At 66.5% G+C, this 13,110-nt stretch carries 13 protein-coding genes; 3 read left to right on the top strand and 10 right to left on the bottom strand.

Annotated features, from left to right (window positions below):
* Position 1: 1 nt before the first annotated feature.
* A complete protein-coding gene (locus tag ACIP0B_RS12150) occupies positions 2-889 on the top strand; it encodes a dihydrodipicolinate synthase family protein (RefSeq protein WP_400832160.1) in 888 nt (295 codons plus the stop codon).
* 78 nt (positions 890-967) lie between these two features.
* Here ACIP0B_RS12150 and ACIP0B_RS12145 read toward each other — a convergent pair whose 3' ends face one another.
* Together ACIP0B_RS12145 and ACIP0B_RS12140 are read right to left on the bottom strand one after the other, a co-directional pair.
* On the bottom strand, positions 968-1,312 hold the full coding sequence (locus ACIP0B_RS12145) for a YegP family protein (protein ID WP_400832158.1): 345 nt from the start codon (positions 1,310-1,312) through the stop codon (positions 968-970).
* A 224-nt stretch (positions 1,313-1,536) separates the two neighbouring features.
* Positions 1,537-2,118, bottom strand: coding sequence for a DJ-1/PfpI family protein (locus ACIP0B_RS12140; RefSeq protein ID WP_400832157.1), 582 nt, complete (start codon positions 2,116-2,118; stop codon positions 1,537-1,539).
* A 264-nt stretch (positions 2,119-2,382) separates the two neighbouring features.
* Here ACIP0B_RS12140 and ACIP0B_RS12135 point away from each other — a divergent pair, with 264 nt between their 5' ends.
* A complete protein-coding gene (locus ACIP0B_RS12135) occupies positions 2,383-3,273 on the top strand; it encodes a DMT family transporter (RefSeq protein ID WP_400832156.1) in 891 nt (296 codons plus the stop codon).
* Positions 3,274-3,425: 152 nt separating this feature from the next.
* Here the strand turns inward: ACIP0B_RS12135 and ACIP0B_RS12130 are convergent, their stop codons facing one another.
* From ACIP0B_RS12130 to ACIP0B_RS12115, 4 genes are all read right to left on the bottom strand, one after another.
* Positions 3,426-4,634, bottom strand: coding sequence for a class I SAM-dependent methyltransferase (locus ACIP0B_RS12130; RefSeq protein WP_400832155.1), 1,209 nt, complete (start codon positions 4,632-4,634; stop codon positions 3,426-3,428).
* Positions 4,635-4,758: 124 nt separating this feature from the next.
* Positions 4,759-5,376, bottom strand: coding sequence for a TPM domain-containing protein (locus ACIP0B_RS12125; protein WP_400832153.1), 618 nt, complete (start codon positions 5,374-5,376; stop codon positions 4,759-4,761).
* A gap of 30 nt (positions 5,377-5,406) precedes the next feature.
* Positions 5,407-6,159: a TPM domain-containing protein gene (locus tag ACIP0B_RS12120; RefSeq protein ID WP_400832152.1), complete on the bottom strand. Its 753-nt coding sequence runs from the start codon at positions 6,157-6,159 to the stop codon at positions 5,407-5,409.
* A gap of 13 nt (positions 6,160-6,172) precedes the next feature.
* On the bottom strand, positions 6,173-6,781 hold the full coding sequence (locus ACIP0B_RS12115) for a LemA family protein (RefSeq protein WP_400832150.1): 609 nt from the start codon (positions 6,779-6,781) through the stop codon (positions 6,173-6,175).
* 262 nt (positions 6,782-7,043) lie between these two features.
* On the opposite strand from ACIP0B_RS12115, the gene bglX reads away from it, so the two are divergent.
* Positions 7,044-9,335, top strand: coding sequence for a beta-glucosidase BglX (gene bglX / locus ACIP0B_RS12110; protein ID WP_400832148.1), 2,292 nt, complete (start codon positions 7,044-7,046; stop codon positions 9,333-9,335).
* Between the two features lie 66 nt (positions 9,336-9,401).
* On the opposite strand, the gene ACIP0B_RS12105 is transcribed toward bglX, so the two are convergent.
* From ACIP0B_RS12105 to ACIP0B_RS12090, 4 genes are all read right to left on the bottom strand, one after another.
* Positions 9,402-10,559, bottom strand: coding sequence for a phosphatidylserine/phosphatidylglycerophosphate/cardiolipin synthase family protein (locus ACIP0B_RS12105; RefSeq protein WP_400832146.1), 1,158 nt, complete (start codon positions 10,557-10,559; stop codon positions 9,402-9,404).
* Between the two features lies 1 nt (position 10,560).
* The gene (locus ACIP0B_RS12100) at positions 10,561-11,148 is read right to left on the bottom strand and encodes a YceI family protein (RefSeq protein WP_400832145.1); all 588 of its coding nucleotides are present in this window, start codon (positions 11,146-11,148) and stop codon (positions 10,561-10,563) included.
* Between the two features lie 249 nt (positions 11,149-11,397).
* Positions 11,398-11,703: an amidase gene (locus ACIP0B_RS12095; protein WP_400832143.1), complete on the bottom strand. Its 306-nt coding sequence runs from the start codon at positions 11,701-11,703 to the stop codon at positions 11,398-11,400.
* A complete protein-coding gene (locus tag ACIP0B_RS12090) occupies positions 11,700-12,776 on the bottom strand; it encodes a serine hydrolase domain-containing protein (protein ID WP_400832142.1) in 1,077 nt (358 codons plus the stop codon). Before ACIP0B_RS12090 ends, ACIP0B_RS12095 begins: the two co-directional genes overlap by 4 nt.
* Between the last annotated feature and the right edge of the window lie 334 nt (positions 12,777-13,110).

Below are 13,110 nucleotides of genomic sequence, written 5' to 3'. Positions count from 1 at the left end.
CATGTCCAAGACCGACATTCACGGCATCATCGGCTACACCGTCACCCCGTTCGGCGCCCATGGCGAAGGCCTCGACCTGCCGGCCCTCGGCCGCTCCATCGACCGGATGATCGACAGCGGCGTCCACGCCATCGCCCCGCTGGGCAGCACCGGCGAAGGCGCCTACCTCAGCGACGCCGAATGGGACCAGGTCGCCGAGTTCAGCATCCGCCACGTGGCCAAACGGGTGCCGACCATCGTCAGCGTGTCCGACCTGACCACCGCCAAGGCCATCCGCCGCGCCCGCTTCGCCGAAGCCCACGGCGCCGACGTGGTGATGGTGCTGCCGGCCTCCTACTGGAAGCTCAGCGAGGCGGAGATCCTCGCCCACTACCGCGCCATCGGCGACAGCATCGGCGTGCCGATCATGCTCTACAACAACCCGGCCACCAGCGGCACCGACATGTCGGTGGAGCTGATCCTGCGCATCGTCAACGGCGTGGAGAACGTGACCATGGTCAAGGAGAGCACCGGCGACATCCAGCGCATGCACAAGCTGCAATTGCTCGGCGAAGGCCGGGTGCCGTTCTACAACGGCTGCAACCCGCTGGCCCTGGAAGCGTTCGCCGCCGGGGCACGAGGCTGGTGCACGGCGGCGCCGAACCTGATCGCGCAGCTCAACCTGGACCTGTACGACGCCACGCTGGCGGGTGACCTGGCCAAGGCGCGGGAGCTGTTCTACCGCCAGTTGCCGCTGCTGGACTTCATCCTCAAGGGCGGTCTGCCGGCGACGATCAAGGCCGGTCTGCGCGAGACCGGGCTGGAGGCCGGAGACCCGCGCCTGCCGGTGTTCCCGCTGAGCGAGGCCGGACGCACGCAACTCAAGGCGCTTCTCAAGCACCTGCGCTGACCCCGCCCCTCCTGCCCGCGATGGGGCCGGCACATTCAAGGCCGCCATCGCGGGCACGCCCGCGCCCGCATCAGCGCTTCAGAGGACCGGCCGCGCCTTGTCCTTGACCGTCTTCGAAGGCCCGTTGGCCTTGACGCTGGCGATGCCCTTTTCACACGCGGCATCGGACGAATAGGCCTCGCTGCTGCCGATGACCTGGTGGTTGGCGGCCTTGAGGTTGAAGTACGGGTGGCCGTCCTTCGTGGTCTTTCTCTCGTAGCGCTCGTCCAGCGGACTGTTGGCCTGCACCGAGGCGATGCCGTTCTCGGCCGCCGCATGGGTGGCGTAGAGCTCGCTGGTCAAAACGGTCTCGGCGTTGGCGGCCTTCAGGACGAACCTGAACTGGCCGTTGCTGCTTTTACTCAATTCGTACCATCCGGACATGTTCGTTTCTCCTTGGCGATCGGAAAGTGGCGCGCCGATGAGTAAAGACCAGTCCGCAAGGTCTGTCGCCCGCTTGCGCAGGGCGCCTGCCTGCGGCGGCCTTATTGACGCCATCGCCAGCAGGCTGGCTCCCACAGGGTTGCAGGGTGCAGGCAACCTCTGTGGCCAGCGCAAATCAGTGTGGGAGCCAGCCTGCTGGCGATGGCGTCAGCCGCCGTCCCCCGTCACAGCGTGATCCGCGTGCCCAGCAACCCGAGGAAACCGGCCAGCCAGTGCGGATGCGCCGGCCAGGCCGGGGCGGTGGCCAGGTTGCCCTGGACATGGCCCTCGGTCACCGGGATGTCGATGTACGTGCCGCCGGCCAGGCGCACCTCCGGCGCACAGGCCGGGTAGGCGCTGCACTCGCGCCCCTCCAGAACGCCCGCCGCCGCCAGCAGCTGCGCCCCGTGGCACACCGCCGCGATCGGCTTGCCGGCCTGGTCGAAGGCGCGCACCAGTTCCAGCACCTTCTCGTTGAGCCGCAGGTACTCCGGCGCACGGCCGCCGGGGATCAGCAAGGCGTCGTAGTCCTTGGCCTCGACCTTGGCGAAATCGAAGTTCAGGGCGAACAGGTGACCGGGCTTCTCGCTGTAGGTCTGGTCGCCTTCGAAATCATGGATTGCGGTGCGCACCGTCTTGCCCGCCGCCTTGTCCGGGCAGACGGCATGCACGGTGTGACCGACCATCTGCAGGGCCTGGAACGGCACCATCACTTCATAGTCTTCGACGTAATCGCCGACCAGCATCAGGATTTTCTTTGCGGCCATGGCCGAGGCTCCTCAGGTAAATGCACAGGAACCTACAAGGTAGACCGGATCCGCCGCCTCTGCGGATTTGAGACCTGTGACCTGTGACCTGTGGCGAGGGAGCTTGCTCCCTCGCCACATGGACATCAGCGGAGCACTCTCCTTCACCACAAGGACATCATCCGAACTGTACCGACCATTCAGCAGCCAGCTGTAAGCGCCAAACCCGGCGGTTTATGGCTAGATGAACCCACCTCCCTGCCACCTTCATTACCGGTCGCCAACATGTCCTCCCGCGAAAACACCGGCATGGCCCTGGGCCTGCTCGGGGTTGTGATCTTCAGCCTCACCCTGCCCTTCACCCGGATCGTGGTGCAGGAACTGCACCCGCTGCTCAACGGCCTGGGCCGCGCCCTGTTCGCGGCGGTGCCGGCGGCGTTGCTGCTGTTGTGGCGACGGGAAAAGTGGCCGACCTGGCATCAGGTCAAAGGCCTGAGCCTGGTGATCGCCGGCGTGATCCTGGGCTTTCCGGTGCTGTCGGCCTGGGCCATGCAGACCTTGCCGGCGTCCCACGGTGCGCTGGTCAACGGCCTGCAACCGTTGTGCGTGGCGCTGTACGCCGCGTGGCTGTCCCACGAGCGGCCGTCGAAGGCGTTCTGGGCCTGCGCGGCCCTGGGCAGCGCGTTGGTGCTCGGCTACGCGCTGCTCAGCGGCGCCGGCAGCATCCAGGCCGGCGACCTGCTGATGCTCGCCGCCATCGCGGTGGGCGGACTGGGCTACGCCGAGGGCGGCCGGTTGGCCAAGGAGATGGGCGGCTGGCAGGTGATCTGCTGGGCGCTGGTGCTGTCGACGCCGTTGCTGATCGGCCCGGTGCTGTACCTGGCGCTGCAGCATCAGGGCGCGGTGTCGGCCAAGACCTGGTGGGCGTTCGGCTACGTCGCGCTGTTCTCCCAGTTCATCGGTTTCTTCGCCTGGTACGCCGGCCTGGCCATGGGCGGCATCGCCCGGGTCAGCCAGATCCAGCTGCTGCAGATCTTCTTCACCATCGCGTTTTCGGCGCTGTTCTTCGGCGAGCATGTGGAGCCGGTCACCTGGGTGTTCGCCTGCGGTGTGATCGCGACGGTGATGCTCGGGCGCAAGACGGCGGTGCAATCGAAGGTGAGAGCCACTGCCTAGGTTTTGGCCGGCGGTGATTTGACTGACCCCATCGCCAGCAGGCTGGCTCCCACAGGGGTTCTCGGTTGAATGCCGAAACGGCGGTGACTGCAAAACAAAGTGGGAGCCAGCCTGCTGGCGATGGCGTCAGCCCAGGCCCCCCACCCTTCAGGTCAGGCCAGATAGCCGTCGGCGCGCAGCAGGGTTTCCAGGCAGTGCTCGCTGATGTGGTAGAACGCCTTCAGCTCCTGGATCTTCTCCAGCAGCCGGGCCGGATCCACCGGCTCGGCGCGCTTCACCGCCAGGATCATCTTGTTCTTGTTGGTGTGCTCCAGCGAGATGAACTCGAACACCTTGGTCTCGTAGCCGCAGGCCTCCAGGAACAGCGCGCGCAGGCTGTCGGTGACCATTTCCGCCTGCTGCCCCAGGTGCAGGCCGTATTGCAGCATCGGCTTGAGCAGCGCCGGGCTCTGGATCTGCAGGCGGATCTGCTTGTGGCAGCACGGCGAGCACAGAATGATCGACGCCCCGGAACGAATGCCGGTATGGATCGCGTAATCGGTGGCGATGTCGCAGGCATGCAGGGCGATCATCACCTCCAGCTCGCTCGGCGCCACGCTGCGCACGTCGCCGCACTTGAACGCCAGGCCCGGGTGCGCCAGTTTCTGCGCGGCGGCATTGCACAGGTCGACCATCTCTTGGCGCAGCTCGACGCCGGTGACTTCGCCCTCGGCCTTGAGGGTGTTGCGCAGGTAGTCATGGATGGCGAAGGTCAGGTAGCCCTTGCCCGAGCCGAAGTCCGCCACCCGCACCGGCTTGTCCAGCGCCAGCGGCGACGAAGTCAGCGCATGGCTGAACACCTCGATGAACTTGTTGATCTGCTTCCACTTGCGCGACATCGCCGGGATCAGCTCGCCCTGGGCGTTGGTCACGCCCAGGTCCTTGAGGAACGGCCGGTTCAGTTCGAGGAAGCGGTGCTTCTCGCGGTTGTGGCCGGCGGTCGGCACTTCGCGCAATTGCTGGGGCTTGCTCATGAACAGCGAAGGCTTGCCCTTCTTGCTGTATTCGAGCTGGGCTTCGTCGGTCAGCGTCAGCAGGTGCGCGTTCTTGAACGACTCGGGCAACAGACCGGCGACCGCCGCCACGCCGTCGGCCAGGGCCAGGTTCTTGGTGATGTCGCGGGTCTTGTAGCGGTAGACGAAGGACAGGCTCGGCTGGCCCTTGACCGTCACCGGTTTGATGATGACCCGCTGCAGGTCCGCCTCGTCGCCGACGTACCGGGCCAGCACCAGTTTGATGAAGCCGTTCTGATCGAGGCTGGTTTGCAGCAGCCCGATGAACCTGGCGTGCTGATCGGGGGAGGAAGCGGCGGTGACGGACATGCGGGAAACGGCCTCGGACGGGGCAAATCGGGAATGGCGCACAGTTTAGGGGGGATGGGCGCCGGGGACACGCAGTTATTTGCCCAACGGCGCAGATTCCCGCTGTGCCGGATCGCCACCGGCCTCAGCCCAGCACCACCAGGCGGTTCGGTAACTCGTTGCGCACCTGGGTCACCGGCACATGCACCTTGAGCAACTCGCCGCAGGCCTCGATGCACGCGACGAACCCCTGCAACGTCTGCCCCTGGCGCACCTGTTCGGTGAACGTCGCGACGATCGCGTCCCAGTTCCTGTTGTCCAGCCGGCTGGAAATCCCTTCGTCCACCAGGATCTCCACATAGCGTTCGGCCTCGCAGACGAAGATCAGCATCCCGGTGCCGCCCACCGTGTGGTGCAGGTTCTGCTCCAGGAACTGCCGGCGCGCCAGGTTCGACGCCCGCCAGTGGCGCACCCGGCGCGGCACCAGGTGGGTGGTGACCTTCGGCAGGCGGAACACCAGGCACAGCACGATGAACACGCCCCACTGCACCACCAGCAGGCTGCGCAGGGTCAACCAGCCGGTGAAGTAATGCACGATCCCCGGCAGCACCAGCGCCAGCAGGCTGGCCCACAGCAGCGGGACGTAGGCGTAGTCGTCGGCGCGGGCGGCCAGCACCGTCACCAGTTCGGCGTCGGTTTCGCGCTCGACCCGGGCGATCGCCTCGGCGACTTTGCGTTGTTCGTGTTCGGTCAGTAATGCCATGTCGTGAAATGCCCAGTCTTTATTGTTATGTCACCAGCCGCCGGACGATCCGCCGCCGCCGAAACTGCCCCCGCCGCCGCTGAAGCCTCCGCCCCCGCCGCCACCGAAGCCGCCACCGCCGAAACCGCCGCCCGATCCCCCGGAACCGCCCCGGCCGGCGGGAAGGATACCGAGCATCTGGCAGACAAAGACAGTCAGGATCAACAACATGACGAGAAACACGAACAGGGTCGGATGGCGGGAGACGAAATCGTCCGCCGGATCGCCGGCCGGCTCGTACACCGTCGACGGCTCGTCCAGCGGATTGCCGCCCAGCACCACCAGCATCGCCGCCACGCCGTCGCTGATGCCCTTGCTGAAGTTTCCGGCCTTGAAGGCCGGCGTGATGACCTGATGGATGATCACCGAACCCTGGGCGTCGGTCAGCCGGTCCTCCAGGCCGTAGCCGACTTCGATGCGCAACTTGCGCTCGGCGCGGGCGACGATCAGCAGCGCGCCGTTGTTCTTGTCTTTCTGGCCGATGCCCCAGTGCCGGCCGAGCTGCACGCCGAAGTCCTCGATGGTGTCGCCCTGCAGGTCCGGCAGCGTGACCACGACCACCTGCTCGCCGGTGGCCTGCTCGTGGGCCTGCAACTGCTGGCTCAACTGGGCGCGCACCGACGGCTCGATCATCTGCGCCTGATCCACCACCCGCCCGGTCAGGGCCGGGAACGTCAGTTCGGCCAACGCGCTGCCGGCCAACAACCAAAGCGTCAGCGCCAGACCCGCCTTCAGCGTGCGCATGGCCGGCCCCGGATCAGAACTTCACTTCCGGGGCCTTGTCCGCGCCGGGGCTGGTGGCCTCGAAGGTCTCGCGCACCGGCAGGTCGCTGTACATCACCTTGTGCCAGAGCAGGCCGGGGAAGGTGCGGATCTCGGTGTTGTACTTCTGCACCGCCAGGATGAAATCGCGCCGGGCCACGCTGATGCGGTTCTCCGTGCCTTCGAGCTGGGACTGCAGGGCGAGGAAGTTCTGGTTGGCCTTAAGGTCCGGGTAGCGCTCGGACACCACCATCAACCGGCTCAAGGCACCGCTGAGCTGATCCTGGGCCTGCTGGAACTGCTTGAGCTTTTCCGGGTTGTCGAGGGTGCTGGCGTCGACCTGGATCGAGGTGGCCTTGGCCCTGGCCTCGACCACCGCGGTCAGGGTCGCCTCCTCGTGCTTGGCGTAGCCCTTGACCGTCTCCACCAGGTTGGGGATCAGGTCGGCGCGCCGCTGGTACTGGTTCTGCACCTGGCCCCAGGCGGCCTTGGCCTGTTCGTCGAGGGTCGGGATGTTGTTGATGCCGCAGGCGGTCAACAGCGTGGCCAGCACCAGCAGGGTGGCGATCTGCAAACGCGAACGGCGGGCGGGACTGACATTCATCGCACGGGTGCTCCCTGGCGCATTCCATTAAAAGGCGATCGCGAAACATTCTCGGCGGGCTCTTGGGGCATAATCGCCCGCGCCACTGGATTGCCGCAGGCCGATGGGCTACAAAGAGGCCCTGCGCGATCGCGTCGCCGAACACCGGCGACGTTTTTTTCGGCTGTCGTTTTTTCAATCAGCACCCGAACAACAATAGTCGCTCCCTAAATTTTGGCTGGCCGGCATCGCATTGCCGTTTAGGCCCTTGAGAAGTCCATTCATGAAGAAGCTGTGTTTGCTGGGCCTGTTCGTCAGCCTGGCCAGTCATCAGGCATTGGCCGCCACGACCCCGGTTCCCCTGGAAAACAAGGACGCTTTCATCAGCAACCTGATGAAGCAGATGACCCTCGACGAAAAGATCGGCCAACTGCGCCTGATCAGCATCGGCCCGGAAATGCCCCGCGAGCTGATCCGCAAGGAAATCGCCGCCGGCAACATCGGCGGCACCTTCAACTCGATCACCCGTCCGGAAAACCGTCCGATGCAGGACGCCGCGATGCGCAGCCGGCTGAAGATCCCGATGTTTTTCGCGTACGACGTCATCCACGGCCACCGTACGATTTTCCCGATTCCCCTGGCCCTCGCCTCCAGCTGGGACATGGACGCCATCGGCCGCTCCGGCCGCGTGGCCGCCAACGAGGCGGCGGCCGACAGCCTCGACATCACCTTCGCGCCGATGGTCGACATCTCCCGCGACCCGCGCTGGGGCCGCAGCTCCGAAGGCTTCGGCGAAGACACCTACCTGACCTCGCGCATCGCCAAGGTGATGGTCAAGGCCTACCAGGGCGAATCGCCGAGCGCGGCGGACAGCATCATGGCCAGCGTCAAGCACTTCGCCCTGTACGGCGCGGTCGAGGGCGGCCGCGACTACAACACCGTGGACATGAGCCCGGTGAAGATGTACCAGGACTACCTGCCGCCGTACCGCGCGGCCATCGACGCCGGCGCCGGCGGGGTGATGGTGGCGCTGAACTCGGTCAACGGCATCCCGGCCACCGCCAACACCTGGCTGATGAACGACCTGCTGCGCAAGGAGTGGGGCTTCAAGGGCCTGGCGGTCAGCGACCACGGCGCGATCTTCGAACTGATCAAGCACGGCGTGGCCCGTGACGGCCGCGAAGCGGCGAAGCTGGCGATCAAGGCCGGCATCGACATGAGCATGAACGACACCCTGTACGGCAAGGAACTGCCGGGGCTGCTCAAGTCCGGCGAGATCAAGCAGAAGGACATCGACAACGCCGTGCGCGAAGTGCTCGCGGCCAAGTACGACATGGGCCTGTTCAAGGATCCGTACCTGCGCATCGGCAAGGCCGAGGACGATCCGGCCGACACCTACGCCGACAGCCGCCTGCACCGCAGCGAGGCCCGCGACGTGGCCCGCCGCAGCCTGGTGCTGCTGACCAACCGCAACCAGACCCTGCCGTTGAAGAAGTCCGCGAAGGTTGCCCTGGTCGGCCCGCTGGCCAAGGCGCCGATCGACATGATGGGCAGCTGGGCCGCCGCCGGCCGTCCGGCCCAGTCGGTCACCCTGTTCGACGGCATGAGCGCGGTCATCGGCGACAAGTCGAACCTGACCTACGCCCGCGGCGCCAACATCACCAGCGACAAGAAGGTGCTCGACTACCTCAACTTCCTCAACTTCGATGCGCCGGAAGTGGTCGATGACCCGCGTCCGGCCAACGTGCTGATCGACGAAGCGGTGAAGGCCGCCAAGGACGCCGACGTGGTCGTGGCCGCCGTGGGCGAATCCCGCGGCATGTCCCACGAGTCCTCCAGCCGCACCGACCTGAACATCCCGGAAAACCAGCGCGCGCTGATCCGCGCCCTCAAGGCCACCGGCAAGCCGCTGGTGCTGGTGCTGATGAACGGCCGTCCGCTGACGATCCTGGAGGAGAAGGAACAGGCCGACGCGATCCTGGAGACCTGGTTCAGCGGCACCGAGGGCGGCAACGCCATCGCCGACGTGCTGTTCGGCGACTACAACCCGTCGGGCAAGCTGCCGGTGACCTTCCCGCGCTCCGTGGGCCAGATCCCGACCTACTACAACCACCTGAGCATCGGCCGGCCGTTCACGCCGGGCAAGCCGGGCAACTACACCTCGCAGTACTTCGATGACACCACAGGCCCCCTGTTCCCGTTCGGCTACGGCCTGAGCTACACCGACTTCAGCCTGAGCGACATGGCGCTGTCGTCCACCACCCTGAACGCCACCGGCAAGCTCGACGCCAGCGTCGTGGTGAAGAACACCGGCCAGCGTGACGGCGAAACCGTGGTGCAGCTGTACATCCAGGACGTCACCGGCTCGATGATCCGTCCGGTGAAGGAGCTGAAGAACTTCCAGAAAGTCATGCTCAAGGCCGGCGAACAGAAGGTCGTGCACTTCACCATCACCGAAGACGACCTGAAGTTCTACAACGCCCAGCTCAAGTACGCCGCCGAGCCCGGCAAGTTCAACGTGCAGATCGGCCTGGATTCCCAGGACGTGACGCAGCAGAGCTTCGAACTGCTGTAATCAGCCAAGCACTGCAAAACCTGTGGGAGCTGGCTTGCCAGCTCCCACAGGTTTTCTGTGTAACAACTATCCCCGCCGATCCAGCAGATTGACCACCACCCGATCCACCCACCCCCACAGCCGCTGCTTGATGCGCCGCCACAACGGCCGGCGCCGCCATTCCTCCAGGCTCACCTGCTGGCTCAGACCGAAATCCCGCTCGAAGCTCGAAGCCACCGCCGCCGTCAACGGCGGATCCAGCGCCTCCAGGTTCGCCTCCAGGTTGAAGCGCAGGTTCCAGTGGTCGAAGTTGCACGAACCGATGCTCACCCAATCGTCCACCAGCACCATCTTCAGGTGCAGGAAACACGGCTGGTACTCGAAGATCTTCACCCCGGCCTTGAGCAGGCGCGGGTAGTAGCGGTGCCCGGCGTAGCGCACGGAAGGGTGATCGGTGCGCGGCCCGGTCAGCAGCAGGCGCACGTCGAGGCCACGGGCGGCGGCCTTGCGCAGGGAGCGGCGGATCTTCCAGGTCGGCAGGAAATACGGCGTGGCCAGCCAGATGCGGCGCTGGCCGCTGTTGAGCGCGCGGAACAGCGACTGCAGGATGTCCCGGTGCTGGCGGGCGTCGGCATAGGCCACCCGGCCCATGCCCTCCCCCGCGTCCGGCACCCGGGGCAGGCGCGGCAGGCCGAAATGCGCATTGGGCCGCCAGGCGCGGCGATGGCGGTTGGCGATCCACTGGCGGTCGAACAGCAGTTGCCAGTCGAGCACCAGGGGGCCTGTGATCTGCACCATCACCTCGTGCCATTCGCTGGTGTCGTGGCCCGGCGTCCAGAACTCGTCGGTGACCCCGGTGCCGCCCACCACCGCCAGGCATTGATCCACCAGCAGCAGCTTGCGGTGGTCGCGATAGAAATTGCCGACCCAGCGCCGCCAGTTCAGGCGGTTGTAGAAACGCAGTTCGACGCCGGCGCCGGTCAGCCGCTGACGCAGGTTCAGGGTGAAGGCCAGGCTGCCGTAGTCGTCGAACAGGCAGCGCACCCGCACGCCCCGCTCCGCCGCCAGCACCAGCGCCTGCACCACGGTTTCGGCGCAGGCGCCGGCCTCCACCAGGTACAGCTCCAGCTCGATCTGCTCGCGGGCGCCGGCGATGGCGTCGAGCATGCGCGGGAAGAACTGCGGCCCGTCGATCAGCAGTTCGAAGCGGTTGCCGTCGCGCCAGGGAAACACCGCGCCGCGCATGTCAGCGCGCCGCGAAGATCAGCACCGCACCCACCGGCACCGACAGGCTGATGGCCGACAGGCCGGCCAGGTTGCGCAGGGTTTCCAGGCCCGGCGCCAGGTCGAAGTCCTCGGCGTTGATCACCAGCGGCTCCAGGGTCACCACCTGAAAGCGCCGGTCGTCGAGACGGGTGGCGAGCAGTTCGGCGGGGTATTCGCGCTGTTTGCCGTGCAGGCTGACGGTCAGCGGCAGGCGCAGCTCCAGTTGCGCGCCGGGCGCCAGGTCGTTGATCGGGCGCAGGTCGATCCGGGTGGAGATGGTGGCGTCGGGAAATTGCTCGATCTGGAACAGCTCCTTGCGCATGCGCTCGTCGCGCAGCGGGATGCCGCTGTTGATCGAGTCCAGCTCGACCTCGACCTCGGCCCGGCCGTCCGGATCGACCTTGCCGTGCAGCACCAGGAAGCGCTGCACTTCGGCGATGTTGGCGTTTTTCGTGCTGACGAACGACAGCCGCGAGGACTCGCCGTCCAAATACCAGTTGGCCTGGGCCGGCAGGGCGGCAGCAGCCAGCAGCAGGCCGGCGGCGGTGCAGAGAGAACGGTTGAGCATTGAAGACCCGTGGGGCAGAAAAACCTGCACGAACCTTAACCGGCCCGGGCCGTTCCGGCAAAGCCCAATCCTGTGGCGAGGGAGCTTGCTCCCGCTGGGGTGCGGAGCAGCCCCAAAATCTGTGCATGCGGCCTGGCCGGTATTGCGCGGAGAATGGGTTGGGGCCTGCTGCGCAGTCCAGCGGGAGCAAGCTCCCTCGCGACAGGTCTCAAGCCACAAGCCACAGATCCCAAGTCACAGGTCACAGCATCAGGGCGCCAAGCGACAGCCCTGACGCTCGCCCATCCACCGGGCGCTGTTGCTGCGGCCCAGGCCGCTGACGGTGACCGTCTTGCTCGACGGCTCGTCGGCAAAGCCGCTGGTGCCCAGCCACTGCTTCACATACCCGCGGCAGTACTCGGCGCCGTTGTTCATCACATACCGGCACGAGCAGTATTCCTTGGCGGTGTAGGCGCTGATGATGTCCGGGAACGCCCACAGCGCCTGGCGTTCGAGCCAGCCCCAGCCCAGCAGCGCGACGAACGCCAGCAGCAACACACGCCCCAGCAGCTTCATGGCCGCACCGTCCCGGCGAATGCCGCAAGGGCCCGCTTGAGCAGTTCGTTGTGCCGGTAGCGGCCGTCACGGTCGTCGCCGTAGCGCACGATCACCAGGTTCGCGCTCGGGATCACATACAAGGCCTGCCCCCAATGGCCGAGGGCGGCGAAGGTATCGGGCGGCGCGTCGGGCCAGGGCGGTGGCGCGCCGTCCGCCGGACGGTTGAGCCACCAGTGGCCGCCGGGCACGGCCTCGTCCTGGCCGGCCTTGTAGCCGGTAAACGGGGTGCGGTTGAAGGCGACCCACTCGGCGGGCAGTAATTGCCGTTCGCCCCAGCGTCCGTTCCGGGCCATCAGCAGGCCGATCCGCGCCAGGTCGCGGGCGGTGAGGTAGACATACGACGAAGCGACGAAGGTGCCGGCGGCATCGGTCTCCCACACGGCACGGCGGATGCCCAGCGGCTCGAACAGAGCGGTCCAGGGATAGTCCGCATAGCGCTGCGGGCCGACGATGCCCTTGAGCGCCGCCGCCAGCAGGTTGCTGTCGCCGCTGGAATAACGGAACGCCGTGCCCGGTGCGGCATAGGCCTCGTGGCCCGCCGTGAACGCGGCCATGTCGCGATGGCCGCGGGTGTAGAGCATCGCCACCACCGAGGACTTGAGCGGCGCGTATTCGTAGTCTTCCTGCCAGTCCAGGCCGGACGCCCAGTGCAGCAGATCGCCCAAGGTGACGGTCGGGTGCCGTTCCAGCGCCGGGCAGTACTTCGACGCCGGGTCTTCGAGGCGGAACCGGCCTTCGCCGTAGGCCACGCCCAGCACCGTGGCCATCAGGCTCTTGCTGATCGACCAGGTCAGGTGCGGGGTGTCGGCGGTGGTCGGCCCGGCGTAGCGCTCATAGACCAATCGGCCGTCGCGGATCACCAGCAAGGCGTCGGTGCGGATGCCCTGGCGGGTGCTGTCATCGCGGGGCGGAAAAGCGTAGGCCTCCAGGGCCTCGATGGCCGGGCCGGCCGCTTGCGGGTCGACCGGCCACTCCTCGGCGCGCACCGCAAGGCTGATCAGCAGCAGACACAGGGACAAGCCTTTGAACATGGCAGGGGCTCTGGGGATGAACCCGACGAGGGTAGCCGGCATTGGTGACAGATCGGAGACGGACGGTGGCCTTATGCAGAGTCTGCGGTCACCCCAGAACAGTGTGAGAGCCAGCCTGCTGGCGATGACGGCGGCACATCCGGCATTGAGGTGTCTGCCAGACCGCTATCGCCAGCAGGCTGGCTCCCACAGGGGACTTGGCCTGATGCAGAGTCTGCGGTCACCCCAGAACGGTGTGGGAGCCAGCCTGCTGGCGATGACGGCGGCACATCCGGCAACGAGGTGTCTGCCAGACCGCTATCGCCAGCAGGCTGGCTCCCACAGGGGACTTGGC

The sequence above is a fragment of the Pseudomonas sp. NPDC089534 genome (assembly GCF_044749305.1).
Classification (GTDB): domain Bacteria; phylum Pseudomonadota; class Gammaproteobacteria; order Pseudomonadales; family Pseudomonadaceae; genus Aquipseudomonas; species Aquipseudomonas ekonensis.
Note: the sequence above shows the minus strand (reverse complement) of the source record. Positions and strands in the feature narration are given on the sequence as shown.

What these genes read in the sequence shown, in the direction of transcription:
- ACIP0B_RS12090 (WP_400832142.1), bottom strand. Translation starts at nt 12,776, where the DNA reads ATGTTCAAAGGCTTGTCCCTGTGTCTGCTGCTGATCAGCCTTGCGGTG.
- ACIP0B_RS12135 (WP_400832156.1), top strand. Translation starts at nt 2,383, where the DNA reads ATGTCCTCCCGCGAAAACACCGGCATGGCCCTGGGCCTGCTCGGGGTT.
- ACIP0B_RS12105 (WP_400832146.1), bottom strand. Translation starts at nt 10,559, where the DNA reads ATGCGCGGCGCGGTGTTTCCCTGGCGCGACGGCAACCGCTTCGAACTG.
- ACIP0B_RS12115 (WP_400832150.1), bottom strand. Translation starts at nt 6,781, where the DNA reads ATGAATGTCAGTCCCGCCCGCCGTTCGCGTTTGCAGATCGCCACCCTG.
- ACIP0B_RS12150 (WP_400832160.1), top strand. Translation starts at nt 2, where the DNA reads ATGTCCAAGACCGACATTCACGGCATCATCGGCTACACCGTCACCCCG.
- ACIP0B_RS12120 (WP_400832152.1), bottom strand. Translation starts at nt 6,159, where the DNA reads ATGCGCACGCTGAAGGCGGGTCTGGCGCTGACGCTTTGGTTGTTGGCC.
- ACIP0B_RS12125 (WP_400832153.1), bottom strand. Translation starts at nt 5,376, where the DNA reads ATGGCATTACTGACCGAACACGAACAACGCAAAGTCGCCGAGGCGATC.
- bglX (WP_400832148.1), top strand. Translation starts at nt 7,044, where the DNA reads ATGAAGAAGCTGTGTTTGCTGGGCCTGTTCGTCAGCCTGGCCAGTCAT.
- ACIP0B_RS12095 (WP_400832143.1), bottom strand. Translation starts at nt 11,703, where the DNA reads ATGAAGCTGCTGGGGCGTGTGTTGCTGCTGGCGTTCGTCGCGCTGCTG.
- ACIP0B_RS12145 (WP_400832158.1), bottom strand. Translation starts at nt 1,312, where the DNA reads ATGTCCGGATGGTACGAATTGAGTAAAAGCAGCAACGGCCAGTTCAGG.
- ACIP0B_RS12130 (WP_400832155.1), bottom strand. Translation starts at nt 4,634, where the DNA reads ATGTCCGTCACCGCCGCTTCCTCCCCCGATCAGCACGCCAGGTTCATC.
- ACIP0B_RS12140 (WP_400832157.1), bottom strand. Translation starts at nt 2,118, where the DNA reads ATGGCCGCAAAGAAAATCCTGATGCTGGTCGGCGATTACGTCGAAGAC.
- ACIP0B_RS12100 (WP_400832145.1), bottom strand. Translation starts at nt 11,148, where the DNA reads ATGCTCAACCGTTCTCTCTGCACCGCCGCCGGCCTGCTGCTGGCTGCT.